Origin of the sequence: Vibrio syngnathi (assembly GCF_002119525.1) — a bacterium.
GTDB classification, from domain to species: domain Bacteria; phylum Pseudomonadota; class Gammaproteobacteria; order Enterobacterales; family Vibrionaceae; genus Vibrio; species Vibrio syngnathi.
In genome coordinates this window covers 2,987,585-3,013,682 of the sequence record NZ_CP017916.1, presented here as the reverse complement: position 1 = coordinate 3,013,682, position 26,098 = coordinate 2,987,585, and the positions used below count along the sequence as shown (strand labels likewise).

20 protein-coding genes and 15 tRNA genes are annotated in these 26,098 nt (G+C 44.9%); 27 read left to right on the top strand and 8 right to left on the bottom strand.

Annotated features, from left to right (window positions below; translation table 11 throughout):
* Positions 1-54: 54 nt before the first annotated feature.
* From K08M4_RS13660 to K08M4_RS13650, 3 genes are all read right to left on the bottom strand, one after another.
* On the bottom strand, positions 55-942 hold the full coding sequence (locus tag K08M4_RS13660; RefSeq protein ID WP_086050193.1) for a DMT family transporter: 888 nt from the start codon (positions 940-942) through the stop codon (positions 55-57).
* A 161-nt stretch (positions 943-1,103) separates the two neighbouring features.
* The gene (locus K08M4_RS13655) at positions 1,104-2,984 is read right to left on the bottom strand and encodes a methyl-accepting chemotaxis protein (RefSeq protein ID WP_009847913.1); all 1,881 of its coding nucleotides are present in this window, start codon (positions 2,982-2,984) and stop codon (positions 1,104-1,106) included.
* A gap of 291 nt (positions 2,985-3,275) precedes the next feature.
* Positions 3,276-4,691 carry an SLC13 family permease gene (locus K08M4_RS13650; RefSeq protein ID WP_086050192.1) on the bottom strand — a complete coding sequence of 472 codons (1,416 nt, stop codon included), beginning with the start codon at positions 4,689-4,691 and terminating at the stop codon, positions 3,276-3,278.
* On the opposite strand from K08M4_RS13650, the gene K08M4_RS13645 reads away from it, so the two are divergent.
* Positions 4,618-4,947, top strand: coding sequence for a hypothetical protein (locus tag K08M4_RS13645; protein WP_198299333.1), 330 nt, complete (start codon positions 4,618-4,620; stop codon positions 4,945-4,947). The two genes, K08M4_RS13650 and K08M4_RS13645, sit on opposite strands and share 74 nt — an antisense overlap.
* Positions 4,948-5,001: 54 nt before the next feature.
* On the opposite strand, the gene asd is transcribed toward K08M4_RS13645, so the two are convergent.
* Positions 5,002-5,919, bottom strand: coding sequence for an archaetidylserine decarboxylase (gene asd, locus K08M4_RS13640; RefSeq protein WP_086050190.1), 918 nt, complete (start codon positions 5,917-5,919; stop codon positions 5,002-5,004).
* Positions 5,920-6,044: 125 nt separating this feature from the next.
* Entirely contained in the window at positions 6,045-7,100 is a 1,056-nt protein-coding gene (gene rsgA, locus K08M4_RS13635) for a small ribosomal subunit biogenesis GTPase RsgA (RefSeq protein WP_017107428.1), read from the bottom strand.
* Positions 7,101-7,250: 150 nt separating this feature from the next.
* Here rsgA and orn point away from each other — a divergent pair, with 150 nt between their 5' ends.
* From orn to K08M4_RS13555, 16 genes are all read left to right on the top strand, one after another.
* Entirely contained in the window at positions 7,251-7,796 is a 546-nt protein-coding gene (gene orn / locus K08M4_RS13630) for an oligoribonuclease (protein WP_012603103.1), read from the top strand.
* A gap of 179 nt (positions 7,797-7,975) precedes the next feature.
* A tRNA-Gly gene (locus K08M4_RS13625) sits at positions 7,976-8,051 on the top strand.
* A gap of 68 nt (positions 8,052-8,119) precedes the next feature.
* Positions 8,120-8,196 (top strand) — tRNA-Met (locus tag K08M4_RS13620).
* Positions 8,197-8,252: 56 nt separating this feature from the next.
* A tRNA-Gly gene (locus K08M4_RS13615) sits at positions 8,253-8,328 on the top strand.
* A gap of 85 nt (positions 8,329-8,413) precedes the next feature.
* Positions 8,414-8,490 (top strand) — tRNA-Met (locus tag K08M4_RS13610).
* Between the two features lie 56 nt (positions 8,491-8,546).
* Positions 8,547-8,622: transfer RNA gene (locus K08M4_RS13605), tRNA-Gly, on the top strand.
* A 68-nt stretch (positions 8,623-8,690) separates the two neighbouring features.
* Positions 8,691-8,767 (top strand) — tRNA-Met (locus tag K08M4_RS13600).
* A 58-nt stretch (positions 8,768-8,825) separates the two neighbouring features.
* Positions 8,826-8,901 (top strand) — tRNA-Gly (locus K08M4_RS13595).
* A 51-nt stretch (positions 8,902-8,952) separates the two neighbouring features.
* A tRNA-Met gene (locus tag K08M4_RS13590) sits at positions 8,953-9,029 on the top strand.
* Positions 9,030-9,088: 59 nt separating this feature from the next.
* Positions 9,089-9,164: transfer RNA gene (locus tag K08M4_RS13585), tRNA-Gly, on the top strand.
* Between the two features lie 51 nt (positions 9,165-9,215).
* Positions 9,216-9,292 (top strand) — tRNA-Met (locus tag K08M4_RS13580).
* A gap of 58 nt (positions 9,293-9,350) precedes the next feature.
* A tRNA-Gly gene (locus tag K08M4_RS13575) sits at positions 9,351-9,426 on the top strand.
* Positions 9,427-9,529: 103 nt separating this feature from the next.
* Positions 9,530-9,606, top strand: a tRNA-Met gene (locus K08M4_RS13570).
* Between the two features lie 59 nt (positions 9,607-9,665).
* Positions 9,666-9,741 (top strand) — tRNA-Gly (locus K08M4_RS13565).
* Between the two features lie 51 nt (positions 9,742-9,792).
* A tRNA-Met gene (locus K08M4_RS13560) sits at positions 9,793-9,869 on the top strand.
* Between the two features lie 56 nt (positions 9,870-9,925).
* Positions 9,926-10,001, top strand: a tRNA-Gly gene (locus K08M4_RS13555).
* Positions 10,002-10,633: 632 nt separating this feature from the next.
* Here K08M4_RS13555 and queG read toward each other — a convergent pair.
* On the bottom strand, positions 10,634-11,812 hold the full coding sequence (queG, locus tag K08M4_RS13550; protein WP_086050189.1) for a tRNA epoxyqueuosine(34) reductase QueG: 1,179 nt from the start codon (positions 11,810-11,812) through the stop codon (positions 10,634-10,636).
* A gap of 247 nt (positions 11,813-12,059) precedes the next feature.
* Between queG and tsaE the strand changes: the two genes are divergently transcribed.
* From tsaE to hflC, 8 genes are all read left to right on the top strand, one after another.
* On the top strand, positions 12,060-12,524 hold the full coding sequence (tsaE, locus tag K08M4_RS13545; RefSeq protein ID WP_004735870.1) for a tRNA (adenosine(37)-N6)-threonylcarbamoyltransferase complex ATPase subunit type 1 TsaE: 465 nt from the start codon (positions 12,060-12,062) through the stop codon (positions 12,522-12,524).
* A complete protein-coding gene (locus K08M4_RS13540) occupies positions 12,518-14,233 on the top strand; it encodes a LysM peptidoglycan-binding domain-containing protein (protein ID WP_086050188.1) in 1,716 nt (571 codons plus the stop codon). The genes tsaE and K08M4_RS13540 overlap by 7 nt, the downstream gene beginning before the upstream one ends.
* Positions 14,234-14,322: 89 nt before the next feature.
* Positions 14,323-16,548, top strand: coding sequence for a DNA mismatch repair endonuclease MutL (gene mutL, locus K08M4_RS13535; RefSeq protein WP_086050187.1), 2,226 nt, complete (start codon positions 14,323-14,325; stop codon positions 16,546-16,548).
* A gap of 167 nt (positions 16,549-16,715) precedes the next feature.
* A complete protein-coding gene (gene miaA / locus K08M4_RS13530; protein ID WP_086050186.1) occupies positions 16,716-17,648 on the top strand; it encodes a tRNA (adenosine(37)-N6)-dimethylallyltransferase MiaA in 933 nt (310 codons plus the stop codon).
* Between the two features lie 192 nt (positions 17,649-17,840).
* Positions 17,841-18,107: an RNA chaperone Hfq gene (gene hfq / locus K08M4_RS13525; protein WP_004735866.1), complete on the top strand. Its 267-nt coding sequence runs from the start codon at positions 17,841-17,843 to the stop codon at positions 18,105-18,107.
* A 44-nt stretch (positions 18,108-18,151) separates the two neighbouring features.
* A complete protein-coding gene (gene hflX, locus K08M4_RS13520; protein ID WP_086050185.1) occupies positions 18,152-19,459 on the top strand; it encodes a ribosome rescue GTPase HflX in 1,308 nt (435 codons plus the stop codon).
* 26 nt (positions 19,460-19,485) lie between these two features.
* Positions 19,486-20,688 (top strand): FtsH protease activity modulator HflK, encoded by a 1,203-nt coding sequence (gene hflK / locus K08M4_RS13515; protein WP_016799331.1) that lies wholly within the window; start codon positions 19,486-19,488, stop codon positions 20,686-20,688.
* 2 nt (positions 20,689-20,690) lie between these two features.
* The gene (gene hflC, locus K08M4_RS13510) at positions 20,691-21,668 is read left to right on the top strand and encodes a protease modulator HflC (RefSeq protein WP_086050184.1); all 978 of its coding nucleotides are present in this window, start codon (positions 20,691-20,693) and stop codon (positions 21,666-21,668) included.
* A gap of 154 nt (positions 21,669-21,822) precedes the next feature.
* Here hflC and K08M4_RS13505 read toward each other — a convergent pair whose 3' ends face one another.
* On the bottom strand, positions 21,823-22,011 hold the full coding sequence (locus K08M4_RS13505; RefSeq protein ID WP_086050443.1) for a DUF2065 domain-containing protein: 189 nt from the start codon (positions 22,009-22,011) through the stop codon (positions 21,823-21,825).
* A gap of 172 nt (positions 22,012-22,183) precedes the next feature.
* Between K08M4_RS13505 and K08M4_RS13500 the strand changes: the two genes are divergently transcribed.
* Entirely contained in the window at positions 22,184-23,500 is a 1,317-nt protein-coding gene (locus K08M4_RS13500) for an adenylosuccinate synthase (protein ID WP_086050183.1), read from the top strand.
* A 318-nt stretch (positions 23,501-23,818) separates the two neighbouring features.
* Positions 23,819-24,454 carry a flagellar protein MotX gene (gene motX / locus K08M4_RS13490; protein WP_009847886.1) on the top strand — a complete coding sequence of 212 codons (636 nt, stop codon included), beginning with the start codon at positions 23,819-23,821 and terminating at the stop codon, positions 24,452-24,454.
* A 153-nt stretch (positions 24,455-24,607) separates the two neighbouring features.
* On the opposite strand, the gene K08M4_RS13485 is transcribed toward motX, so the two are convergent.
* Positions 24,608-26,017, bottom strand: coding sequence for an amidohydrolase (locus K08M4_RS13485; RefSeq protein WP_086050182.1), 1,410 nt, complete (start codon positions 26,015-26,017; stop codon positions 24,608-24,610).
* Positions 26,018-26,098: the final 81 nt, after the last annotated feature.

Below are 26,098 nucleotides of genomic sequence, written 5' to 3'. Positions count from 1 at the left end.
TGTTTTTGTTTTTGTTTTTAGCGGATAATTAATCGTCATTAACTATCCGCTTCACTAGCTGACTAGAATACCGGTACCCACTACAGCAACAATGGCACCGATCCAAGCGTAAGCGTTCGGTCTTTGCTTGGTGTAAAGCCAGAGTATCGGTAACAACATGATTGGCGTGGTTGAAGATAACAGAGCGACCATGCCGACATTGCCTTCCTGCAACGCATACAAGATCAGCGTCATTCCCACCGCCATCGCTAGAAAACCGTTAACTGCGGTAATCGCGAATATCTGCTTATTCATTGGGTTAAGTGCGCGTGAAAGTTTAGCGCCCGTTAAGCGAAACAGTGAGTGAGCCACAAAGGCGGTGATCATTCGAATGGCTGAAGCGGCGATAGGGTCAATACTGGTTTGCATCACGGGTTTGGCTATGATGCCGCCCAATGCTTGGCAAATCGCCGCTGTAATTCCCAGAGCAACACCAATCCACACTGTGCCTTTGATGGTTTCAAGCTGGTTGTTGGCTTGTCCTCGACGACCAAAGAATATCGCAGTTAATACACCACTAAACACCAAAGCTGAGCCAATCAGCTCTACCGAAGTCATGCTTTCACTAAACAGGAAGTAACCAAGAATCGCCGAGAACACGGCGTGACAAGAGAACAGCAAACCCGCTTGGCGCGGTCCCATTCGGTTCAAACAGGCAAATAGGGCGGTATCACCAATGAATATACCAATCAGGCCAGATAGCATCATCGGCGTGATTAGATTGGCTTCGACAGTTGACCAACCTCCGGTAACCCAAGCCATGCTCGATAAGATGATCGCGGTACAACCCATTCTCCAACGGCTATAGGCGAAAGAACCTAAGTGTTGGGCAGGCTTTACTGACATTAGGCTCGCAATGGCCCAAAGAAAAGCGGCAGCTAGAGCTAACCATTCAAATCCCATCTGAATAACATCCTTGTGTCTGGGATAAATTAGCTCATCAATATGCATCAAACCGAACTGAGAACAAAGTGATTCTTATGAAAGAACTACTTTGTTTCAGTTATTTGTTTATGTCAGCTGTCGCTTGTTGGCGTTGTTCAACTTACTTTGCTTGAGGTGCGCTATACCTTAAAGCGCTCCACGTCTTGGCGCATCGACTCTGCAGCGCTGCTCATTTCATTTGAGCTATTGCGACTGCTTTCCGCTTGCTGGGCCAAATCGTCGGAGGCGTCTTTGATTCCTTGCGTATTACGGCTGATGTCTTCGCTGACCGCGCGTTGCTCTTCCGCAGCACTCGCTATTTGCAGCGCCATATCGTTGATTTCAGTGATTGCCTGAGTGATCTTAGTCAGGCTGCCATGAGCTTGTTCTGCGAAGCCAACACTGTTCTCTGCTAACTGAGTGCTAGTGGTCATGCTTTCAACGGCATGTTCGGTATTTTTCTGCAGCGTATCAATCATCACGCGGATTTCTTCGGTTGAGCCATGCGTTCTTTGGCTGAGCACTCGCACTTCATCGGCCACAACGGCAAACCCACGACCTTGTTCACCCGCTCGAGCGGCTTCAATCGCAGCGTTCAATGCCAACAGGTTGGTCTGTTCGGCAATGCCTTGAATGGTGGATAGGATCTGGTTGATGCTTTGAGCATTACTCTCTAATTCACGAATAACATTGGCTGCATCTTCAACTTGAGTCGCAAGGCCTGTAATCGCATCGCGGTTTTGTTGGATAACCTCTTGGCCTTCGTTACAAGCGGTAGCGGATGCCTGAGATGCGGAGGCGGTTAATTCGGCATGGCTGGCCACTTCAGCTGCGGTGGCGGACATTTCATGAATCGCAGTCGCAATTTGGTTGATGTCGTTTTGTTGGTTCTCGACTCGAATCGAAGATTGCGTAGCCAGTTGATTGGCTTTTTCCGCATGGTTGTTTAAGTCGTGACTGTGCTCGATTACGCCCTTAAGCATGCTTTGCATCTGGCTCAAGAACTGGTTCACGAGCTCGGCAAGTTTGCCAATTTCATCCATGCGCTTGATATCAATACGCTGAGTCAGGTCGCCTCTGCCTTGAGCAAGCTGAGTCAGTGCTTCAGACAATGTTTGCAGTGGGTGCAGCAAGCGGTTAATCACCATTGTGCTCGCAATCGAAATGACGATGTATAAAATCAAAGAGGTAAGCGTGATAAATTGAATGGCATCGGATACCGCAGAAAATGCCATTTCTTTATCGATCACAATACCCAATGACCAATCGGTATTCGGAACGTTAGCGATGTAGACCATTTTATCGCCTTGACCAGGCCAAGTTAACGTCGTGATCATTTGGTTTTGGAGCAGTTGTGATACTTTGTCGACCGTTAGCTCTGGGTTCAAATTCGTCAGTGGTTTCTGACTCAACTCTTCATCACTGTAGGCGACGATGTTGTTATTACCGTCGACTAAAAAAGCAAAACCGTCATTATCGAGTTTTACATTGAGTACGGTATCAATAATGCTGGTTACGGTTAAGTCTGCCGCGATAACACCCTGTCTTTCACCATTAAATGCTTTAGCGAAACTGATGACAATGCTGCCGTCAAAATCTTGATAAGGTTCGGTAATGATGAGTTCAGATGTCGCGTTTGCATCTTTATACCAAGGGCGGGATCGTGGGTCGTAGTCTGCTGGCCAATCCTCAGCCTTGTCGCCATAAGCTATACTGCCATCACTGAATCCTGCATAAACAGACAAGAATTGCCCGGCTTGCTTGGTGATCAATAACTCGCGATCAGAGTTGCTATTGCTTGAAATGGTCGATTCATTGGCAAGCATCATATCACTGCGGATCGATAACCAATCGGCAATGTAGTTCGTCGTACCAACACTCACGTTTTTCACCTGTTGGTTGATCGCGACTTCAGTTTCTTGAGTAAGCTGATTAACAGATATCCAAGCTTGAGCGCCACTTACGACGGCAATAATAACCGCGATAGCGATCTGAATTTTGAACTTAATAGTATGTCTCAAGGTTTATCCCTCCTTCTTGGATAAAAGGCTAATGACAGCGACGCGTTGGATTGCGAACGGATGTGTCTCTGCTAGGTGTCTAGTGTCGTTATATTTAAAGTTCGAAACGTGTTGAAAATCATAATTTAAATATATATATGATTATTTTTAATAAACAGTGAAGTGGAATCACAATTGGTTGCTGCTAAGGTGTTAATTGTTATCAGGATTTATCTTATTGGTTAAAATCTGGTAGCCCGCCAGCTAGCGAGGTCACGATTACTAGCTGGACGGAGGGGAGGAATTGAAGTGCTAGGTGATAATAAACAGCGCGAGGTAGACCATGAGTAAGCCGACAATCCCTAAGATGATACCCATCTTCGCCATATCTTTGCTTTCGATAAGCCCAGTTGAGTAAGCCAGCGAGTTTGGTGGCGTCGATACTGGAAGAATCATCCCGAGCGATGCCGAGAAGGCGACCACAACCAGCAAGCCTTGTAAGCCTCCAATTGCTACTAGGCTTTCCATAGAAGCGCCAATCGCAGCTGCTATCGGCATCAGCAAGTTTGCGGTAGCGGTGTTCGACATGAAATTAGCCATTAGCCAACACACGATAGACAGCGTTAGTACCACTGCAGTCGGCGAGAGCGATTCATAATCAATCGCGTGTGCGAGTGCAGCGGCTAAGCCTGTTTTATCCAAGCCAATCCCAATCGCAATACCACCCGCAACCAGCCACAACACATCCCAGTTAATCAGCTTGAGTTCTTCTTTACCCATGATGCCAGTGAGAGTAAAGACAGCCAGTGGAATGATAGAGACCACATAAGTGTTCATGCCATGCAGTTTGGTGGTCATCCACAATAAGATTGTCGCAGCGAAAGTGATGTAAACCACAATCGCTCGCCAGCTCTTTTTAAATTGTCCATCAAGCTTGAGGACCATATTTCTTTCTTTCGAAGGGAAGAGTTTTTGTAGGAGAAACCAAGCGATGGTGAGTTGGATGATCACAAAGGGTAAGCCCATCATCATCCAGCTAAGGAAGTCGATACTGTTCTCGCCAGCTAGGTATTGCAGAGCGATCGCGTTGGGTGGTGTACCTATGGGTGTCGCGATACCACCGGTGTTGGCAGCAATTGGAATACACAATACGAGCGCCTTAATCCCCATGTCGCCTTTTGGTGCAGAAGCTACGATCGGACCAAGCAGCGCAAGCATCATTACCGTTGTTGCGGTATTTGACATGAACATTGAGAACACGGCGGTGATAAGCATTAAACCCAGCATAATAAAGCGCGGCTCTGTGCCAAATGGTTTGAGCAGCACGCGAGCTAAATTGTTGTCGAGTTCGTATTTGGATGCGGATATCGCAAGAGCAAAGCCACCCATGAAAAGGATGATGATTGGTGACGAAAATGCACCGAAGATGTCGGTATATTTGATTAATTCACCGAGTTCGTGTCCTGCTGGTGGGTTTCTAAATAGATGTAAACCCTTGTCGGAAATCATCACCAGTTCAAGCGCAATGATCAAAATGGAAGTAGCGAATACCGGAACGGGTTCAAGCACCCACAGTAGAGCTGCCAGTAAGAATATCGCCAACAAGCGGTGTTGAATCAGCGTGAGGTCATCGATAGGTATGGAATCTATTGGCATGAATAACACGCCTAAGGGAATCGCAAAACAAATCAACAGCTTGACCAGAACGCCAATATTGAGTTTAGGCATGTACAAAGACCCTATGAATAAAACATCTTCAAATAGAGTAAGTTATCTGGATCTTTGGTACTTGGAGGCGGGTTGTAAAATCGAAAAGTTGTTTAAGGTTTCGACAGTTGTTTTGTTTTTAGTCAATCTTTTTATGGGGTGTTCTGAATTTATTACGAATGGCGATGAGCTTGTTATAAGTGTCGATGAAATTGTTACGAAGGGCTACGAACATTATGGGCAGAGACGAGAAAGGCGCGTTATTTACTCGAAATAACGCGCCTTTAATATGTCTATGAGTGAACTTGTATCGACAAGTTTACTCAGGAAGTTATGCTTGGTCTGTGTTCTCAACAGTTTCAGCAGTCTCTTCATTTACTTCAGCGTCTTTGCCCGCAATATGCGCGAAAGGGGTGCCTAGAACGGTTTTTTCACCATTTTGCATCGTTTCGTCAAACTTGATTGCGTCTTTAGCGAACAGGTTGATAACCGTTGAACCAAGCTTAAAGCGGCCCATCTCTTCGCCTTTCTTCAAGACGACGGCTGTATCACCTTGTGCAGGGTAATCCCACTTGTAAACTGAGTTACCTCGAGGTGGAGTAATGGTGCCAGCCCATACTTGCTCGATGCTGCCAACGATAGTTGCACCAACCAGCACTTGTGCCATTGGGCCAAACTCAGTATCAAAGATACAAACGACACGTTCATTACGTGCGAATAGGTTTGGAACGTTCTCTGCTGTTAACGGGTTAACTGAGAAAAGGTCACCCGGAACGTAGATCATCTGACGCAGTGTGCCGTCACATGGCATGTGCACGCGATGGTAATCACTTGGCGACAAGTAAAGCGTTGCGAATTCGCCGTCTTTAAATTCATCCGCTAGAGCAGCATCACCACCTAATAGCTCACGAGCTGAGTAGTTATGGTTTTTAGCTTGAATCAGTTGACCGTCAGTAATTGGGCCAAATTGGCTTACGCGAGCATCAGCGGGGTGAACAATCACAGACTCACCTTCTGCGATAGGACGCATGCCTTCTTTTAATTCACGCACGAAGAATTCATTGAATGTCTTAAAGTGTTTTGGATCGCTATGCAGAGCTTCATCCATGTTTACTTTGTATTGCTTGATGAACCAGTTGATGATCGCTGTCGTTAAGCCACCCGCTTTAGCAGATGCCAGTTTACCGACTAGGCGAGTTAGCCCATGCTGTGGGATCCAGTACTGCAATCCAACTTTAATCTTATCCATTGTATTAATTTTCCAATGCTAATTGTTTTTCAATTAAATCTGTCGATGACGGTTTAGGGCGCGAGATGTTACTTAAATTCGCGCCAATTGTCAGTAAATGCACACATTTGTTCACAAAAACGCGATTAGAGATCGGCTTTCTTGCTGCGTGAGTACTGACGGTTATCTTTGTTGTCAGCCATTGTTTCAATAATGCGGTGGTAGCTAGCAAAACGTAAGCGGCTAATTTTCCCGTCCTCTACAGCTTCACGCAGAAGACATCCTGGGTCGTCATTGTGTTTACAGTCGCGGAACTTACAACCACCTAGGTATGGCTTGAATTCAATGAAAGCATCTGTGACTTCATCGGGTTCTAAATGCCATAGGCCGAATTCACGTACCCCTGGGGAGTCGATAAGATCACCACCAGAAGGGAAGTGATACAAACGCGCTGCTGTGGTGGTGTGTTGACCCAGTCCTGAGTTTTCAGAAACTGCACCTTCTTCAATGTCCAATGTTGGCATCAGTGCATTCACTACGCTGGATTTACCTACGCCAGATTGACCAACGAAAATGTTGATACGATCTTTCAGTTCAGCTTCCAACTCTTTGATACCGTACCCCGACTCTTTACTGACGAACATGACTTTATAGCCGATTTTCTCGTATATCTTCAGTGTTTCGCGGTATTCGCTAATTTGTTGTTCTGTCAGCAAGTCGACTTTATTGAGCACAACTAAAGGGGCAATATTCACCGTTTCAGAGGCGATCAAGTAGCGGTCGATGATATTAAGTGATAGCTCTGGTAGTACTGCTGAAACGATAACCATTTGGTCTACGTTTGCCGCAACCGGTTTTAGGCCATCATAGTAGTCAGGGCGAGTTAGCATTGACGTTCTTGGCTCAACGGCTTCGACAACACCTGAGATACCAGCCATTGACTCAAGCCCTGCGCGCCAAGTTACTTTGTCTCCGGAAACTAGCGTTTCGATACTACGACGTAAGTTACAACGGTGAACTTCGTTGGTTTCAAGATCTTCGATATCGGCATGTTGACCAAAGCGCGTAATCACGAGTCCGCTTTTTGTTCCGCCAAGCATGTTCTCATCCCACTGGATAGAATCTTCTTTCTTGAGTCGCTTGTTCTGGTTGCTACGTACGCGACGTACCTGACCTTTGGTTAACTTCTTTTTTTTAGCCACAATTTTTCACTTAACACATCTAACTTGATGATTGGGAACTCAAACTGGATGTTGCTACTGCCATATGATTTCGATGGCTCTAAAGCTAGTTTGAGTATAGTTATTTGGGTATAGTACCTCTTTTATACATAAACAAATAGGCGACGCCTTATGTCCTTTAGCGATCAGAACCTTATTTGGGTTGATCTCGAGATGACAGGACTTGATCCTGAAACTCATAAAATCATTGAAATTGCGACTATCGTTACTGATAGTGAGCTTAATATCCTGGCTGAAGGACCTGTTTTGGCTATTCACCAACCTCAGAGTGAATTGGACAAGATGGACGAGTGGTGCACAACGACTCACACCGGTAGTGGCCTAGTGAAACGAATTCAAGACAGTACCGTTTCAGAGCAAGATGCCATTCAACAAACGATTGAGTTTCTTGAAAAATGGGTACCAAAAGGTAAGTCACCCATTTGTGGCAACAGCATTGGCCAAGATCGCCGCTTTTTATACAAGCACATGCCAGAGCTGGAAGAGTACTTCCACTACCGCTATGTTGATGTTAGCACCCTGAAAGAGCTGACTCGCCGTTGGAAACCTGAAGTGTTAGATGGTTTTTCTAAGTCGGGAAGCCACCTTGCATTAGACGATATTCGAGAGTCGATTGCTGAGCTGCAGTACTATCGAAAAACGATTATTAACATCTAATCGGATCAAATGTTCACGTTTATCTAACTTTTCAGGGACATAAGAGTTATTTTTTTTGCAAATCTGTGTGCTTTTACAGCAGTTGAGTAAAAACTTGCTGATTTTTGCATTAAGGACTTGCATCACAAAAAAATGCTCTTATAATTCGCAGCCCTGAACGGCGAAAGACGTTTCAGTTTGCGATACTAGCTCAGTTGGTAGAGCGCAACCTTGCCAAGGTTGAGGTCATCGGTTCGAACCCGATGTATCGCTCCAAATTCTCTCTCGTGCTTTGCACTGAAGAATATGGTCAAGTTTCATTGTACTTAAACAATGCATCCGGACGCGGGATGGAGCAGTTTGGTAGCTCGTCGGGCTCATAACCCGAAGGTCGTCGGTTCAAATCCGGCTCCCGCAACCACATTACAGTTAGGCGCCATTTATTGCCCAAGGCAGTAAGAGCAGCGATTAACTAATGCGATACTAGCTCAGTTGGTAGAGCGCAACCTTGCCAAGGTTGAGGTCATCGGTTCGAACCCGATGTATCGCTCCAAATTCTATTCTTAGAAGCTGTCTCTTTGAGAAAGTGCTCAGAATGAAAATGGTTTAGTCTCATTGTCTTAAACAATGCATCCGGACGCGGGATGGAGCAGTTTGGTAGCTCGTCGGGCTCATAACCCGAAGGTCGTCGGTTCAAATCCGGCTCCCGCAACCACATTACAGTTAGGCGCCATTTATTGCCCAAGGCAGTAAGAGAAGCGATTAACTAATGCGATACTAGCTCAGTTGGTAGAGCGCAACCTTGCCAAGGTTGAGGTCATCGGTTCGAACCCGATGTATCGCTCCAAATTCTCTCTCGTGCTTTGCACTGAAGAATATGGTCAAGTTTCATTGTACTTAAACAATGCATCCGGACGCGGGATGGAGCAGTTTGGTAGCTCGTCGGGCTCATAACCCGAAGGTCGTCGGTTCAAATCCGGCTCCCGCAACCACATTACAGTTACACGTTGATCACTGCTTTGTAGCAGAAAAGATGAACGGTTAGCTTATGCGATACTAGCTCAGTTGGTAGAGCGCAACCTTGCCAAGGTTGAGGTCATCGGTTCGAACCCGATGTATCGCTCCAAATTCTCTCTTTTTAGAGAACAGAGTCATTAACTCAAATAATGCATCCGGACGCGGGATGGAGCAGTTTGGTAGCTCGTCGGGCTCATAACCCGAAGGTCGTCGGTTCAAATCCGGCTCCCGCAACCACATTACAGTTGAACGTTGATTTGATGCTTTGTAGCAGAAAAGATAAACGGTTAGCTTATGCGATACTAGCTCAGTTGGTAGAGCGCAACCTTGCCAAGGTTGAGGTCATCGGTTCGAACCCGATGTATCGCTCCAAATTCTCTCTTTTTAGAGAACAGAGTCATTAACTTAAATAATGCATCCGGACGCGGGATGGAGCAGTTTGGTAGCTCGTCGGGCTCATAACCCGAAGGTCGTCGGTTCAAATCCGGCTCCCGCAACCACATTACAGCTGAACGTTGATTTGATGCTTCTTAGTAGAAAAATGAACGGTTAGCTTATGCGATACTAGCTCAGTTGGTAGAGCGCAACCTTGCCAAGGTTGAGGTCATCGGTTCGAACCCGATGTATCGCTCCAAATTCAGTTCTTAGAAGTCATCTCCTAGAGAAAGTACTCAGATTGAAAATGGTTTAGTCTCATTGTCTTAAACGGTAATGATGCGAAAAGAGAAACATCCGGACGCGGGATGGAGCAGTTTGGTAGCTCGTCGGGCTCATAACCCGAAGGTCGTCGGTTCAAATCCGGCTCCCGCAACCACATTACAGTTGAACGTTGATTTGATGCTTTGTAGCAGAAAAGATGAACGGTTAGCTTATGCGATACTAGCTCAGTTGGTAGAGCGCAACCTTGCCAAGGTTGAGGTCATCGGTTCGAACCCGATGTATCGCTCCAAATTCTCTCTTTTTAGAGAACAGAGTCATTAACTCAAATAATGCATCCGGACGCGGGATGGAGCAGTTTGGTAGCTCGTCGGGCTCATAACCCGAAGGTCGTCGGTTCAAATCCGGCTCCCGCAACCACATTACAGTTAAGCGCTATCTGTTGCCCAAGGTAGTAAGAGCAGCGATTAACTAATGCGATACTAGCTCAGTTGGTAGAGCGCAACCTTGCCAAGGTTGAGGTCATCGGTTCGAACCCGATGTATCGCTCCAGCTTTCTTCTAAAAAGCTATTAAGACTCTTTAAACCACCGTGTTTTTCTTTAGATCACAGAGTTTAAAGACGACCTTAAGGGTCACGCTCTTTCTTTAATGCTGCGAAGCATAATTCCCCCAAAAAGCAAATAATCCTCCATCATGGTGGATATTTTTTTGTCTTAAATATTTCTTAGCAACTGGAATGCTAGTAAACATCAGGTCTCTGAAGCAGATACTTGAGGTTTTTCATATCTATAAACAGACTTATCCACAAAATACTAGATGTGGACAACTTGGTTGATAAAGTTATTTCAGTCTCAATTCTTTACATATCCCTAAAAGATCTTTCTTGTTTTCAATATATTAGCTGAATTGTGGCGATCGTAACTTGTTGTTTTTTATCAAGTTGAATGATTATCCTGAATTTGATAAAAGATCGTTAACTTGTTGTTTTTTGATCTTAATCATTTATCGGTACTGTGTTTAACTTTGCGAGGGTGTCGGAAGTTTACGAGAGTTCTGAATTTTTTCCACATTGTCAGAATTGAGAACAAGGTCAAACATTGTTCGAGAATTATGTGCAACGAGTTGTGTTGTATGGTGGGTTGTTGGTGTGGATTAGCCTACCAATCGTTGATGGATAAGGGGCTAGGCGTCTCTTGGTAGCCCTTTCTCAACGATGCGTATTAGCCTGTGCTTTTTGGTGAGGATTTTGCTGCTATTTTTTTGCACACAGCTATTTTTCTGCGTAGAGCTATCTTCTTGCATGCTGCTAGCATTGGGTAACTGTTGTAGTTGTTTATTTAAAGCCCACTCAATATGCACATCCAGCATTTCGTTGTTGCCACGATGAGATTCCAGTGTTTCAACAATGCGTTGTTGAAATGGCGCGTTGCCCATAGCAACAAATATATTGCGTAACCACTGGGTGTGTCCGATACGTCTTATCGCTGAGCCTTCCATCTTCTTTAGGAAGGTAGCTTCATCCCAACTTGAAAGTGAAACTAGGTCTGCCTCTCGGAAGTCTTCTCTGCGGTGGAAGTCTGTTTGCTCAGTGATTTCGGCATGGCGGTTCCACGGGCAAACTAACTGACAGTCATCGCAACCGTAAATACGATTACCAATTGCGTCTCTAAACTCTTCCGGGATCACACCATCATATTCAATGGTTAAGTACGAGATACATTTTCGAGCATCCACTACGCCATCAGCAATAATGGCGCCAGTTGGACAAGAGGTGATACATGCGGTGCATTTGCCGCACTCATCGACACTGGGTTCATCTGTTGGAAGAGGAATGTTAACTAACAATTCTCCTAGGAAGAACCAAGAGCCAGCGTCTTTATCAAGAATTAATGAGTGTTTACCTGTCCAGCCCAACCCTGCTTTTTGAGCGAGCGGTCGTTCCAAAATCGGCGCTGAATCGACGAAAGGGCGTGAATCTAAACCTTCGACTTCTTTTTCAATTCTTTGTCCCAGCTTTTTCAACTGGTTACGGAACAATTTGTGATAGTCGCGGCCTAAAGAATAACGGCTGATGTAGCCTTGAGTGGTATCGCTTAGGTTAGAGGCGAACTGAGCTTCTGGTGGTAGGTAATTCATTCGAGCGCTGATCACTCGAATGGTGCCTGGGTGAAGTTCATCAGGACGTGCACGCATCATCCCATGTCGAGCCATCCAATCCATTTCGCCGTGGTTGCCAGCATCTAGCCATGCTTGAAGAGGGGCTTCGTGTTCACTTAAGTCAACATCGCAGATGCCAACTTTTTGAAAGCCTAGCTCTTTTCCCCAGATTTTAATTTTTTCAGCAAGATGGTCTAGATTCATGGCTTGATTCTTAATTCTTATTTTCTCTGTTTTACAATTAGAGATAAGGCTAATTAAAATTAGGTTCGGCAAAAATGGGGGCGGATCTTAACGGATCTCAGTGGTATTGACCAGAACAGACGTGTTTTGATCAGTATTTTTCATAGAACTTACACTTGAGTGCTTGTCTCCCAAAAGCATCACGGTTTACTATTCTTGTTCTTTTGATTTTTATATAGTCAACGATCGATTTTTAGAGAACGTATTCATGAGCACTAAACAATTTACTTTGAAAGATGAACAAGCAACGATTCAATTAGGAACGGAGCTTTCTAATCTTTGCTCACAGCAGACAACGATTTATCTGCATGGTGATCTTGGCGCAGGTAAAACGACCTTCAGTCGTGGTTTTGTAAAAGCACTTGGCCATCAAGGAAATGTAAAGAGCCCAACGTATACTCTAGTTGAACCTTATCAACTTGCCGATTGGCAGGTGTACCATTTTGATCTTTATCGCCTAGCCGATCCTGAAGAATTAGAGTTTATGGGGATTCGTGACTACTTCACACCAGATGCTATCTGTTTGGTTGAATGGCCTGAGAAAGGTTATGGAATGCTACCAGAAGCAGATTTGGACATTGATATCCGTTACCAAGACGATCACCGCATTGTTTCTTTAACCGCTAACAGTGAATACGGACAGCGCTTACTTAGTCAGTTGGAGTTATGTTGATTTCTAGACGCCTTATTTCAGCAGTAGCCATGATGGCTGCTGTTTTTTCTATACTGTTTTCTTCACTTGTTTCTGCAAACTCACTAAAGAGTTTAAGGGTCTGGCCTTCTCCAGAAGAAACTCGTGTGGTAATCGATTTAAAATCAGAAGCGGATTTCAGCTATTTCACCCTGAGTAGCCCGAGTCGCTTGGTTGTTGATTTAAAAAAGACCAACCTTGCAACCAAGTTACCGGTCGTGGTGAAAGACAGCCCTGTTCTATCTAAGATTCGTAAGAGCTCACCGCCAGACAAAAACACCTATCGCTTGGTTTTTGAGTTAAAGAAGTCCTCTAAAGCAGAGTTGTTTAAACTCAGTCCAACTCCTGGTGGTCAGTACGGACATCGCTTGGTGATCGACTTACCTCACGGTGCGGCAAGTAAAGGCAAAGCAACATCAACGCCGAGTAAGCCAACAGTGAGTAAGAACCTCAATCAAGTTAAGCGTCAGCGCGATGTTCTGATTGTGATTGACCCTGGTCACGGTGGTGAAGATCCTGGTTCCATTGGCCCATCTCGTAAATATGAGAAGAATGCGACTCTTAGTATTTCGAAAAAGATCGCCGCGCAGTTGAATGCAGTTCCGGGAATCAAAACGCGTTTAACACGTAATGCTGATTACTTTGTAAACCTGAACAGACGTGTTGCAATTGCTCGTGAGAACGAAGCACACCTCTTGATCTCCATTCACGCCGATGCCTTTACGACGCCTCAACCAAGAGGTGGTTCGGTGTTCGTGTTGAATACTCGACGAGCAAATACTGAGATTTCCCGTTGGATTGAGAACAAAGAGAAACAGTCAGAATTGCTGGGCGGCAGTGGTGCTGCGTTTACTGGCAATATCGCCGATAAAAACGTCAACCAAACCTTGCTTGATTTGCAGTTTAGCCACTCTCAAAAAGAGGGCTATAAACTGGCAACGACCATTCTCTCTGAAATGGGTAAGGTCGCAAAACTGCATAACAGTAAGCCGATTAACACCAGTTTGGCAGTGTTACGTTCACCACAAATTCCATCGGTACTTGTAGAAACAGGCTTTATTTCGAACCCGACCGAAGAGAAGCTTCTTTTCCAACGTTCGCATCAAGACAAACTTGCGCGAGCTGTGACCAAAGCGGTCGTTAAATATTTGAAAGCGAATCCACCAGAAGGGATTATTATTTCTAACGCGGCGGCAGCTTCTAACTCTACCAGTCAGCACAAAGTACAGCGTGGTGAATCATTGTCTGTGATTGCGAAGAAGTACGGCACGTCTACACAAGCAATAGTGAAGTTGAATGGTTTGAAGTCGACGAGCTTAGCGGTAGGGCAAACTCTAAAAATCCCAAGCTCGGGTTCACAAGCGGCGACCACAACAAGCCGTAAAACGGTGACACACACGGTTAAGTCTGGAGAGTACTTAGGCAAAATCGCTAGCCGTTACAAAGTGTCGGTAGCAAGCATTAAACGTGAGAACCACTTGAAATCAGAAACCGTGAGAGTAGGTCAAAAGTTACGTATTACGGTTGAAGTAAAAGATATACCTCTACGTAAACATAAAGTTGCAAGAGGCGATTATCTTGGCAAGATTGCTTCGAAATATGGCGTGAGCGTCAACAGTATTCGTCAAGCAAACAAACTACGTTCCGATGAGTTGGCCATTGGCCAAGTGCTGATTATTCCGCACAAATAGTTGGCTAGTGTTGAAGTAATGTTTAGAACATAGAAGCAATCTCAAACGCGAGAAGTGCTTCTATAAATGGCAGTAAGGTAGCTATACATATGACGATCAAAATACTGCCAGCTCGGTTAGCTAACCAAATTGCAGCGGGCGAAGTGGTAGAAAGACCTGCTTCGGTTGTGAAAGAGTTGGTTGAGAACAGTTTGGATTCTGGTGCGACACGTATCGATATTGATATCGAGAAAGGTGGCGCTAAGATGATCCGCGTTCGTGACAACGGCAAGGGCATTGTTAAAGATGAGCTAGCCTTGGCATTAAGCCGTCATGCTACCTCTAAAATTCATACTCTTGATGACCTTGAAGCGATCGTCAGCCTAGGTTTCCGAGGTGAAGCACTGGCGAGTATTAGCTCTGTTGCGCGTCTAACTATGACTTCACGGCCTACGACTCAGGATCAAGCTTGGGCAGCGCACAGTGAAGGTCGTGATATGCAGGTAAAACTGCAGCCAGCAGCGCATCCCATTGGCACCTCGGTTGAGGTATTGGATCTGTTTTTCAATACTCCGGCACGACGTAAATTCTTACGCACAGAGAAAACCGAATTCACGCATATCGATGAGTTGCTTAAACGCATTGCATTGAGTCGTTTTGATGTGACGATTAACCTTCGTCATAACGGTAAAATGATTCGTCAGTACCGCGCTGCAAAAACACAAGTTCAAGCCGAAAAGCGCATCGCAGCGGTATGTGGCAATCCTTTTGTTCGCCATATGCTTAAGATCGAACTTGAGCATCAAGGCTTAAAACTTCATGGCTGGATCACCACGCCTGAAGGAGCAAGGCAGCAAAGCGATCTTCAATACTGTTATGTGAATGGTCGTATGATGCGAGATAAGCTGATCAATCATGCGATTCGCCAAAGCTATGAGACTAGCCTGCGCCCTGACCAATTCGCGACGTATGTGTTGTTCATTGAGCTAGACCCACATCAGGTGGACGTGAATGTTCATCCAGCCAAACATGAAGTGCGTTTTCATCAAGCCCGCCTTGTACACGACTTTATCTACCAAGCGTTGAGTGATGGCTTAGCCCAAAGCAAACAAATCGATGCAGCACCGATCAAGCAGTCTGCGTTTCATCAATCAGAAGCAACGAATTATCAGCAAGGTAATGCAATTCCTAAATCTAGTGATGCGACGAGTTACCCAACGCAAGAAAGCGCTGTCCCTGCTTATTCGGATCAAACCTCAGAATCTGATCAAAGCCCTCCATCTGAAAGGGCGCGACATGCTATTGAGCAAACGCCAGCCTATCCAAGAAAAGCAGAGTCTGAGCGTGCTTATGATCAATCTCAACACAGCGTTAGTGATGGTGGACAACATTATGGCTCATCGTCTAGCCGAGGTTCGTCATCTAACATAGGTTCGTCGGCTCATGAAACCAGTTTTACCGGTTCGCCTCGCCAAGAGTGGATCGAGTCCCGACCTGAACCTAAAAAAGAGAAAGAGCCAAACCAACATCATGGTGAACCAGCGCCCTCTAAGCGTGAAGTGAAAGCCTACAAAGAGCTTCTGAAAACGCCAGATTTTGATGAACAAGTTGTAGCTCCATCATCGCCTCAAGAGCATGTGGCATCAGTAGAAACCAGAGACAACTTAGAAAATATAGACAACATAGCAAATAAAGAAGCTAAGCCGGCTCAACAGAATCTAGTTCATTCAAAACCAAGAGCTCCTGTGACGGACTTGGGCAAAGCGGTCTCGATTGTGGAACGTCAGTACCTAGTGATGGGCAATAAGAACGGCTGCGTGTTGGTTTCTTTGGCTAAGGCTGAGTTATTACGTGTTGTTGGTCAGCTTGATACGCGTGATGGCGCGTTAAAGAGCCAACCATTACTGGTGCCTTTATCCATCAAGTTAGGTAGTGAACTGGTTGAGGTCGCTAAGGCGTTGAGCCAAACACTGGCATTACTTGGTATTGAGCTTAAAGCTAGGAATAACGAAGCGATAATGGTGATGGGAGTGCCTTCTCCTTTGAGGCAGCAAAACTTACAAATTTTGATCCCAGATCTGTTATCGTACGCGGCTTCAATAAACGCTCAGGCTTCGGAAACTCAAGGTCATAGCTTTTCTAGCGATACGTTACCATTACTGGTTAACTGGATCGGGATTCAGACAGCACAAGTAAAAAACGACTACACTTTATCTGAAGCGGTTCAACTAGTTGGGGAACTTGAGCAACTTTGGCATGGTCTACTTCCATTAGATGATCCCGAATTTGTTAATCCTATCGACTTTTCTGCAACCATCGCTGTTTTTATGGCTTAGTTTGTAGGTGAATTTGCACAGCTGAGTTTTAGATAAATTAAGCTTATTTACGGCTTCGGCTGTTTACGATTTAACTGTTGCGATGAGGCTTTTCTTAGTAGACAAGTGTATCGCGACATGAAGCCTTTTAATTAAGTGCTCTAACAGAGAAATAAATACAAAATATCATGACTGAAAAATTACCTTTAGCGTTGTTTTTAATGGGGCCTACGGCATCAGGTAAAACAGATTTAGCTATTCGCTTGCGTCAGAAATACCCGGTAGAGATCATCAGTGTCGATTCGGCGCTAATCTACAAAGATATGGATATTGGTACTGCTAAGCCGGATGCAGAAGAGCTCGCGCTCGCGCCTCATCGCTTGATTGATATTCTCGATCCAAGCGAAGCGTATTCTGCGGCTGATTTTCGTCGTGATGCGATCAGTGAAATGAATAAGATTGTAGCGGAAGGTAAAATCCCGCTACTTGTTGGTGGCACAATGCTGTACTACAAAGCATTGTTGGAAGGTTTATCGCCATTGCCCGCTGCGGATCAAGAGATACGCAAGCAGATTGAAGCGGAATCTATCGAGCAAGGTTGGCAAGCTTTGCATGATCAATTAAGAGAGATAGATCCCGTATCCGCTGAAAGAATACACCCAAATGATCCACAAAGGCTTTCAAGGGCATTGGAAGTTTACCGAATTTCGGGTAAAACATTAACAGAGCTAACTCAAACGAAAGGCGATAGCCTGCCATTTCGTGTAAAACAATTTGCAATAGCTCCCAAGGAAAGGAAAGAACTCCATCGCCGCATTGAGCTGCGTTTCGAGAAGATGATAGAAGCGGGATTTGAAGATGAAATGAAAGCGTTGTACGCCAGAGAAGATCTTCACCCTGAACTGCCATCGATCCGATGCGTTGGTTATAGGCAGATGTGGGATTATTTAGATGGGAATTGCGATTTAGACGAAGCGGTTTTCCGTGGTGTCTGCGCAACCCGTCAATTGGCCAAGCGACAAATCACCTGGTTACGCAGTTGGGATGATTTAACTTGGTTGGATAGCGAGAACATTGAACAGGCGTTAGAAACTCTTTCAGATGCAATAGCATCTGATTAGTATTGCTGTGTATAATGTGATCGCTTTTGCGTGAATATACTCCGGAAGGATCCGTTATTGAGGCTTTTAAAAAATCACAGCCTTTCAATAACAACGGAGTTTTTTTATTCGTTTAGCTCAGATGCAAAGGCCGCACCTTTTTGTGCACCACTAGCTAAATAATTACAACAAAATATAAATAAGGAAAATAAAATGGCTAAGGGGCAATCGCTACAAGACCCATTCCTAAATGCACTCCGTCGTGAGCGCATTCCAGTCTCTATCTATCTTGTTAACGGCATCAAGCTGCAAGGTCAGATCGAGTCTTTCGATCAATTCGTGATCTTATTGAAGAACACAGTAAACCAAATGGTTTACAAGCATGCTATTTCTACTGTGGTTCCTGCTCGTGCAGTTAGTCACCACAGCGGCGAGCAACAACGCGCGCCATCTGATCGTCCTGAGAAGACTGAAGATTAATCGTTCAATTGATACAGCTTGCGCTGTAATAAGGAGTTGGTTGCTTGTTTGACCGTTATGAATCCGGCGAGCGAGCCGTACTTGTTCATATCAACTTCACGCAAGAGGGAGAATGGGAAGACCTGAGCGAATGTGAAATGCTGGTCTCCTCAGCGGGGGTAGAAACGCTACAAGTGATTACTGGTAGCCGACAATCCCCACTCCCTAAATACTACGTTGGAGAAGGTAAAGCCCTAGAAATCGCACAAGCTGTTCAGCTAACCGGTGCTGAAATTGTGATTTTTAACCACTCCCTCTCTCCTGCCCAAGAGCGAAACCTCGAGCAATTGTGTAAATGTCGTGTGATAGATCGCACGGGTTTGATCTTAGATATCTTTGCACAACGTGCGCGAACTCATGAAGGTAAGCTACAAGTTGAGCTCGCTCAGCTTCGTCATATCTCTACTCGATTGATTCGTGGTTGGACTCACCTTGAAAGGCAGAAAGGTGGTATTGGTCTTCGTGGTCCAGGTGAAACTCAACTGGAAACCGATCGACGTTTGTTGCGTGACCGTATAAAGGCAATATTACGTCGTTTAGCGAAAGTGGCTAAGCAGCGTGAACAAGGACGACGTGCTCGTAATCGAGCTGAAATCCCAACAATTTCTTTGGTTGGTTATACCAACGCGGGGAAATCAACACTTTTCAATCGCATCACAAGTGCTGGTGTTTATGCGGCAGACCAACTGTTTGCAACCTTAGACCCAACACTACGTAAGATTGAATTGGCAGATGTCGGGCCTGCAATTCTCGCAGATACCGTAGGTTTTATCCGTCATCTACCACACGACTTGGTCGCTGCGTTCAAGGCTACGTTACAAGAGACGCAGGAAGCTGACATTTTGTTACATGTTGTTGATGCCAGTGATGACCGTTTTCGTGAGAACATTCAGGCTGTTCATGAAGTATTAGAAGAAATCGATGCTCATGAAGTGCCAACCCTTGTAGTTATGAACAAAATTGACTGCATGGAAGACCAAAAACCTCGAATTGAAAGAGACGAAGAGGGCGCACCACGCGCTGTTTGGGTTTCTGCAATGGAAGGAGAAGGTATTGAACTGCTGTTTGAAGCTTTAACTGAGCGTTTAGCGAGTCAGATGGTTCAATTCCGGTTGTGTATTCCACATCAACATCAGGGCCGTATTCGTAGCTTATTCTTTGAGATGAAATGTATTCAACAGGAAGAATATGATGACAATGGTAACTTGTTGATAGATATTAGAATGCAACAAATAGATTGGTCTAAACTCGAAAAAAGAGAAGGGGCGCTCTTAGGTGACTTTATCGTTACCAAAGAGACTGCTACAGTATAACGTCATATCAATGATGGAGTTTTCTAATGGCGTGGAATGAGCCTGGAAATAACAACAACGGCGATAATAACGGCCGCGATAACGACCCTTGGGGTAAGAACAATAATCGCGGCGGCCGAGATCAAGGACCGCCAGATCTAGACGAAGTGTTTAGTAAACTAAGTCAAAAGTTAGGTGGCAAGTTTGGTAAAAAGGGTGGTAGCGGTAACGGACCATCTATTGGTGGTGGCGGTGCAATTGGCTTTGGTGTCATTGCCGTTATTGCGATTGCTATCTGGTTCTTCGCTGGTTTCTACACCGTTGGCGAAGCAGAAAGAGCAGTAGTACTTCGATTGGGTCAGTTCGACCGTATCGAAGAGCCTGGTCTTAACTGGCACCCACGCTTCATCGATGAAATCAAAGATGAGCAACTAGTAAACGTTCAAGCGATTCGTTCTCTACGTGCTGCTGGCACGATGCTAACGAAAGATGAAAACGTTGTGACCGTTGAAATGGGTGTTCAATACCGTGTTTCTGACCCATACAAGTACTTGTATCGTGTAACGAATGCCGACGACAGTTTACGCCAAGCAACCGATTCTGCGCTTCGTGCGGTAATTGGTGACTCACTAATGGATAGTATCCTGACAAGTGGTCGTCAACAGATTCGTCAAAGCACTCAAGAAACGTTGAACCGTATTATTGATAGCTACGACATGGGTATTCTGATTGTTGATGTGAACTTCCAGTCAGCACGTCCACCTGAGCAAGTGAAAGATGCATTTGATGATGCTATCGCGGCTCGTGAGGATGAAGAGCGTTTCGAACGTGAAGCTGAAGCTTACCGAAATGACATTCTTCCAAAAGCCACAGGTCGTGCTGAGCGTTTGAAGAAAGAAGCGGTGGGTTACTCAGAGCGCACAGTTAATGGTGCTCTAGGTCAAGTGGCTCAGTTCGAGAAACTGCTACCTGAATACCAAGCAGCTCCTGAAGTAACACGTAACCGTATGTATCTTGATACAATGGAAAAAGTGTACTCAAGCACATCGAAGGTCCTGATTGATTCTGAATCAAGCGGTAACTTGCTATACCTACCAATTGATAAGCTAGGCGCACAAGGTGGTTCTCAGTCGGGCACTCGCCCTGCAAAAGCATCATCAACTTACGATCAAATTGAGTTAGAAACTCAAGCGGATCCAAAGTCTAGCACTCAAACTCGTTCAGACAGTTCACGCCAAGGGAGATACTAATAATGCGTAAATTAATGATCCCTGTATTAGTTGTGACGATTGCCCTTCTATTGATGTCACTATTTGTGATTCAAGAAGGCGAACGTGGCATGGTAATTCGTTTTGGTCGAGTTCTCGATGACAACGGCGTATCACGAATCTATGAACCAGGCCTGCACTTTAAACTGCCTATGTTTGATCGCGTAAAAGTACTTGATGCTCGTATTCAAACGATGGATGGTCGTTCTGACCGTTTCGTAACATCAGAGAAAAAAGACGTTCTAATTGATACCTACGCAAAATGGCGTATTGCTGATTTTGGACGTTTTTACCTGAGTACTGGCGGCGGTAATATCATGACGGCAGAAGCACTTCTTGAGCGTAAAGTGACAGATGTTCTTCGTTCTGAAATTGGTTCTCGTGAAATTAAGCAGATCGTATCAGGCCCTCGTAATAAGGACATCCTGCCAGACTCTGCTGATAGCGAAGTCGTCACAACGGTAGCGGCTGCAGAAGCACTAGAAGTTGATGGCGAACGCGATAAGATCATGGAAAACGTTTTGTCTGGAACGGCAGAAAGTGCGATGGCTGATTTAGGTGTTGAAGTTGTTGATTTCCGAATGAAGAAGATTAACCTTCCTGACGAAATCAGTGAATCTATCTACCGCCGTATGCGTGCAGAGCGTGAGTCGGTTGCTCGTAGACACCGTTCACAGGGTCGTGAGAAAGCGGAAGTTATCCGTGCTCAAGCTGAGCTAGAAGTGGCAACAGTTCTTGCTGAAGCTGACCGTACAGCTCGAATCACTCGTGGTGATGCTGATGCAGAAGCAGCGAAGATCTATTCTGATGTGTACAGTAAAGATCCTGAGTTCTATGGCTTCATGCGTTCACTGCAAGCTTATGAGACATCATTTAGCGATAAGAGCGACATTCTAGTACTGGATCCGAAGACTGACTTCTTCCAATACATGAATCAAGCAAGCGGTGCTCCAGCAAAATAAGCTGATGCGTTAATTCATCAAATTAGCTAAGTACCTAAAAATCAAAAGGCTCCCCATGATGGGAGCCTTTTTGTTTTCTATTCGTTGAAGACTGCAGGTTGACCATTGAATCTTCGAGGGAAGTCGTAGTGACAGCTCCGTACTTTGAGAAAACCTAACGGTAGGTCATGAAAGCGATAACAGCACCAGCAACCACAAGGCAGCCGCCAATACGGCGCAGTTGAGAGTCTGGCTGTTGGCTTAATTGAGCAACCATGTTTCTCCAGCCGTTGGGTGCAATCAAGGGTCCAAGCCCTTCGACGATAAGAACAAGCCCGATTGCGAGCCAGATAGAATTAGACATGGTTCTGCCTTTTGTCTGTGAAAACACTATGATATCAGTATCTTTGTACATCTGCCCTCAGTGATTGCTGGTTTATTTTTGTACAGCATTAACGTTTATGAACAAAAAGTGACTGCAAGAAGTGTGATTCAGTGCTAGAATCCATTTTTAATTAGCAACAGAAATTGGAAAGATGGGAAATAACGTAGTCGTTCTAGGCACCCAATGGGGTGATGAAGGTAAAGGTAAAATCGTTGACCTTTTAACTGAAGATGCAAAATACGTGGTTCGCTACCAAGGCGGTCACAATGCAGGTCACACACTTGTAATTGACGGTGAAAAAACCGTTCTTCACTTAATTCCATCAGGTATCCTACGCAATAACGTTAAATGTGTTATTGGTAACGGTGTAGTATTATCGCCTGACGCACTTCTAAAAGAAATGAAGCCTCTTGAAGATCGCGGTATTCCAGTACGTGAGCGTCTTTTCATCTCTGAAGCTTGTCCTCTAATTCTTCCGTACCACATTGCTATCGACAACGCGCGTGAAATCGCTCGTGGCGCTAAAGCTATCGGTACAACGGGTCGTGGTATCGGTCCTGCTTACGAAGATAAAGTTGCTCGTCGCGGTCTACGCGTTGGCGACCTTTTCGATAAAGAAGCATTCGCTGAGAAGCTAAAAGAAGTTATGGAATTCCACAACTTCCAACTAGAGCACTTCTACAAAGCTGAAACAGTAAGCTATGAAGAAGTTCTTGAGCAAGCGATGAGCTACGCAGATATGTTAACTGCGATGGTTATCGACGTAACTGACGAACTAGACGCAGCACGTAAGCGCGGCGACAAGATCATGTTTGAAGGTGCTCAAGGTACGCTACTAGATATCGACCACGGTACTTACCCATACGTAACGTCTTCTAACACGACTGCTGGTGGTGTTGCTGCAGGTTCTGGTTTCGGTCCTCGTCACATCGGTTACATCCTTGGTATTACCAAGGCTTACTGTACTCGTGTTGGTTCAGGTCCATTCCCAACTGAGCTATACGATGGCCTTGATAAGCAAGACCCAGTTGGTAAGCACCTAGGCGATGTTGGTCACGAGTTTGGTGCAACGACTGGTCGTCTACGTCGTACTGGTTGGTTCGATGCTGTTGCTATGCGTCGTGCAATCCAAATCAACTCTCTATCTGGTATCTGTCTAACTAAACTAGACGTTCTAGATGGCCTAGAAGAACTAAAAATCTGTACTGGTTACAAGATGAAAGATGGTTCTATCCTAGAAGTTTCTCCAATGGCTGCTGAGTCATTCGAAGAAGCGACGCCAATCTACGAAACAATGCCTGGTTGGTCTGAAAACACATTTGGTGCTAAATCTATCGACGCGCTTCCACAAGCTGCTCTAGATTACATCAAGCGTATCGAAGACCTAACTGGCGTTCCAATTGATATCGTATCAACTGGCCCAGATCGTAACGAAACTATCATCAAGGTTCACCCATACGGCGCATAATGCCCGCTGAGTGATTACCACAGCACTAACCCTATTATGGGTAATTAAAGTGCTCTGATAATGAAATAGTTTTCTAAAAGCCGACTTTATTAAGTCGGCTTTTTAATACCTGCAATTTGAAAACGAAGCCGTTCGTGATGATCTTTTGAACGCCATATGGCAAAATATTGCCCATTAGCGGCAAGTTTTGTCTAAAGCCGTCAAGGTTATTGCCGATACAGATATCATGGAAAGTGAAGTTCACCCTATTTTGGTGCGTGCAGAAATCGTCTGCTGCCCTCAATAGATAACTTTAACGACAGATAATAGAGTGCAGGTATGAAGTTACGAATTGTAGCAGCTTCATTGATAGTGGCGCTGAGCTCACCCTTGAGTCATGCAGATTTGGCTGATGTGGGAGAGCCCGTTCCAATATATACTGAAGCTGAACTGATTAATTTAATCGAGAATAATCAACACCTAGAGCGAGTGAAAGCTGATAAGTGCCAGTTAGTTGAAGATATCGTTGCTCGTGCAACGCGTATTAGCTTGCCTTCTTATGAGTTTTTATACGGTGATATGTTGGCTTGGGGTGTGTGTGTTCCGCAAGATGTAGAGCTTGGTCTTTACTATATGGAAAACGCAGCACATCAAGGTTTACCAGCGGCACTCGAGCAGTTAGGACGTTATTATTCTCTTGGCACTTTGGTGCAACAAGACAAAGAGCGTGCGATCCCGTATTTACGTGAAGCCGCCTCGATGGGTAACTTAAGTGCAAGCATCCACTTAGCAGAACTCTTGTTACGTGACTATGGCAGCCCGTTGGATTATGAAGATGCTTACCGTTGGTTATATAACTCGGTGACAGCGGATCAAAGGCAACATAAGCGTATTACTGTGCTTCGAAGCGGTTTAGAGCGGAGAATGCCTGACAACATTATCGCTCGAGCAAAACGTCGAGATGTCTTCTGGTAAGATCCAATAGTAGATTAGAGTTAATGATTAACAACTGCACTCGTTAATCATCTGTCTTGATATAGAAAGATCGATATAAAAAGGCCTCATAGGTAAATACCCATGAGGCCTTTTTTGATCTGAACGGAAAGCCGTTTATTTCATTCGATGACGTTACTGAACAACTTCACCAGATTCAATTACCGTCTTACGAACGACTTTGGTGAAATCGAGTGCTTCTTGGCGAATTTGATCTTCATCGACCGTTAGCATGTCGCGATCTTGCATGATGATCTTGCCGTCAACGATGGTGTGGCGAACGTTCCCCGAGTTAGCTGAGTAAACTAATGCTGAGTATGGGTTGTATACCGGAACCATGTTTGGCGCCTTGGTGTCGATCACTATGATGTCGGCTAGCTTGCCTGATTCAAGAGAACCGATCTTATCTTCCATGTGTAGTGCTTTTGCTGCGCCCATTGTCGCCATGTCGATCACTTTGATCGGCGGCATTGCAGCACGATCTTTATTAACTAGCTTGTGAACCTTAGCGACTTGGTTGAACTCATCAATGGTGCTCAATGTGTTACCAGACATTGGGCCATCAGTACCTAAACCGATACGTACATTTTCGTCATACATCTTAAGCGCAGGTGATACGCCTTTTGCCGACTTGATGTTGGCACTCATGTTATGAGCCACGCCCATATCTGATTTTTTCACTAGCTCGATATCATGATCGTCTACTAGGATCATGTGTGCGCCAACTAAGTTTTTGTTTAGTGCACCAATGCTGTCCATGTATTGAACCGGAGATAAACCTTCAGCTCGTTTTGCAATTTTTTCTTCTTCACGATGAGATTCAGCTAAGTGAATCATTACTGGAACATCAAGTTCTAGAGAAAGCTTTGCTACTTTTTGAAGGACTTCTGTTGTGTTGGTGTAAGGGGCGTGAGGAGCAAATGCAGGCGTAATACGCGGGTGATCTTTATATTCTTCAATGAAGTTTAAAGCGTATTTAATACCTTCTTCCGCGTTTGCTGCATCAGCTACTGGGAATTTGATTACTGTTTCGCCTAACACAGCACGCATACCAATTTTATCAACAGTTTTAGCGACTTCGTCTTCAAAATAGTACATATCAGCGTAAGTGGTTACGCCACCTTTTACCATTTCAACGTTACCAAGGTTAGCGCCTATACGAACCATATCGCGAGATACTAACTTAGCTTCAAGTGGGAAGATGTAGCGGTGCAAGCGATCAGGCACATCATCGGCCAACGAACGGAAAACCGTCATCGATACGTGAGTATGAGTATTGATGAGACCCGGCATGACGATATCGCCATTAACGTCTAGCACTTGTTTAGCTTGGTACTGCTTCTCTAGCGAAGCATCGCCAACCGCAATGATTTTGTTGTCTTTGACGACAACAGTGCCGCTCTCGTAAACCGTTTTTTCTTGGTCCATGGTTAGAACCATAGCATCGGTTATCATCAGGTCAGCTTTTTCCATTGCTGAACTCGCAAATGGAAATAGAGCTAGGCTTGCCATTGCTGAAGCCAATAGGGTGCGTTTTAGTTTCATATCAATACTCAGAACAGGTGTTGTTAAAGTGTGTGGATAATAGTGTATTTCATTCATGGCGCAAACGTTTGTTTTATCGTT

Coding starts and splice junctions, on each gene's coding strand:
- K08M4_RS13660 (WP_086050193.1), bottom strand. CDS start 942: ATGGGATTTGAATGGTTAGCTCTAGCTGCCGCTTTTCTTTGGGCCATT.
- K08M4_RS13645 (WP_198299333.1), top strand. CDS start 4,618: ATGAATAACACGCCTAAGGGAATCGCAAAACAAATCAACAGCTTGACC.
- K08M4_RS13650 (WP_086050192.1), bottom strand. CDS start 4,691: ATGCCTAAACTCAATATTGGCGTTCTGGTCAAGCTGTTGATTTGTTTT.
- asd (WP_086050190.1), bottom strand. CDS start 5,919: ATGGATAAGATTAAAGTTGGATTGCAGTACTGGATCCCACAGCATGGG.
- orn (WP_012603103.1), top strand. CDS start 7,251: ATGTCCTTTAGCGATCAGAACCTTATTTGGGTTGATCTCGAGATGACA.
- queG (WP_086050189.1), bottom strand. CDS start 11,812: ATGAATCTAGACCATCTTGCTGAAAAAATTAAAATCTGGGGAAAAGAG.
- tsaE (WP_004735870.1), top strand. CDS start 12,060: ATGAGCACTAAACAATTTACTTTGAAAGATGAACAAGCAACGATTCAA.
- K08M4_RS13540 (WP_086050188.1), top strand. CDS start 12,518: ATGTTGATTTCTAGACGCCTTATTTCAGCAGTAGCCATGATGGCTGCT.
- mutL (WP_086050187.1), top strand. CDS start 14,323: ATGACGATCAAAATACTGCCAGCTCGGTTAGCTAACCAAATTGCAGCG.
- miaA (WP_086050186.1), top strand. CDS start 16,716: ATGACTGAAAAATTACCTTTAGCGTTGTTTTTAATGGGGCCTACGGCA.
- hfq (WP_004735866.1), top strand. CDS start 17,841: ATGGCTAAGGGGCAATCGCTACAAGACCCATTCCTAAATGCACTCCGT.
- hflK (WP_016799331.1), top strand. CDS start 19,486: ATGGCGTGGAATGAGCCTGGAAATAACAACAACGGCGATAATAACGGC.
- hflC (WP_086050184.1), top strand. CDS start 20,691: ATGCGTAAATTAATGATCCCTGTATTAGTTGTGACGATTGCCCTTCTA.
- K08M4_RS13505 (WP_086050443.1), bottom strand. CDS start 22,011: ATGTCTAATTCTATCTGGCTCGCAATCGGGCTTGTTCTTATCGTCGAA.
- K08M4_RS13500 (WP_086050183.1), top strand. CDS start 22,184: ATGGGAAATAACGTAGTCGTTCTAGGCACCCAATGGGGTGATGAAGGT.
- motX (WP_009847886.1), top strand. CDS start 23,819: ATGAAGTTACGAATTGTAGCAGCTTCATTGATAGTGGCGCTGAGCTCA.
- K08M4_RS13485 (WP_086050182.1), bottom strand. CDS start 26,017: ATGAAACTAAAACGCACCCTATTGGCTTCAGCAATGGCAAGCCTAGCT.